General features: G+C 46.3%; 2 protein-coding genes. Both read left to right on the top strand.

Annotated features, from left to right (window positions below; translation table 11 throughout):
• A partial coding sequence (locus HCUR_RS09355) for a hypothetical protein (RefSeq protein WP_243397221.1) occupies window positions 1-774 on the top strand: 774 nt, incomplete at its 5' end.
• A gap of 10 nt (window positions 775-784) precedes the next feature.
• Window positions 785-1,027: hypothetical protein (locus HCUR_RS00010; RefSeq protein ID WP_129591770.1), on the top strand; the 243-nt coding region annotated here is incomplete at its 3' end.

Consider the following 1,027-nt stretch of genomic DNA (forward strand, 5'->3'; position numbering starts at 1 on the left):
TCTGAGGCGCTGGAGACTCTGGCCAAGACGGGCATCAAGGTCCTTCCGGGGATGAAGCTGGCCAAAGCGGTGGTGCAGGCTGGGGAAACCGCGGGCGCTTTGAAGAACGCCTACAAAAAGGAAGGTATGGCGGGGGCTGGAGCGGTTTTAGCTCAGGAAATCCTGGGCCGCCAGGTGGGAAAAGCCTTGGGCAAAGGTCTGGAAAAAGCTGAGGGCTTCAAGCGCACCCACAGACACATGAAGGGACCTAAGCCAATAAAGCAGCCGGCGCAAGGGCTGGGTGGTCAAGGGGGGATGATGGATAAACCCGTGAGTGCCGCAGAACAAGCCGCCATTACCCAGTATTTTATCCACTATCGAAATCAGAAGTTTGTAGTGGGGAATCATAAAGACATAGAACAAGCGATGAAAGACCGCAATATAGAATTTAAATCCATTATGAAAAAACGTACTGCTCGTCATCACGTGGGGACCCATGTTAACAATCGGCGCTTTATTGCTTTTGATATCCATGAAGATGCCGGGGTCAGCATTATTATTCCAAAGGAATGGCACGGGTCCTGGGCTCATACGGCGAATCATTTGCAATTCGAAAATCTTCGTCAATCTCTGTTTTGGAGTATTCGAGATCTTCGAAATTGTGTCCATCGTATCCCAGATCCGGTTTTACGAAAGGAGGTGCAACAAGATCTAAACGCCGCATTGATTCAAGCGGTGCGATTGAATGAGAAACATTTTTCAGAACAAATGCAAAACAGAATTTTGAAACCTTAAGGAGTTATTCATGAAAAATTATACCTGTCTACAAGATGTACTGAATGAAATCTGTAGAGCCAAAAATATGTATTTAGGAGAAGAACGTTGGCAAGAAAGTATCAAAAAATTTGCCACAAAAGAACGGCTGTTATCAGCCCTAGCCTATTATTTTGAGATATGGGATAGGGAAGAGCGGGACCGAGATTTTGTCAATTTGGATGAGCTTTTGAGTCCTGAAGGGGAGAGGGCGTCCTGGTGCTTTTATTATCTT

The organism is Holospora curviuscula, from assembly GCF_002930195.1.
GTDB lineage: Bacteria > Pseudomonadota > Alphaproteobacteria > Holosporales > Holosporaceae > Holospora > Holospora curviuscula.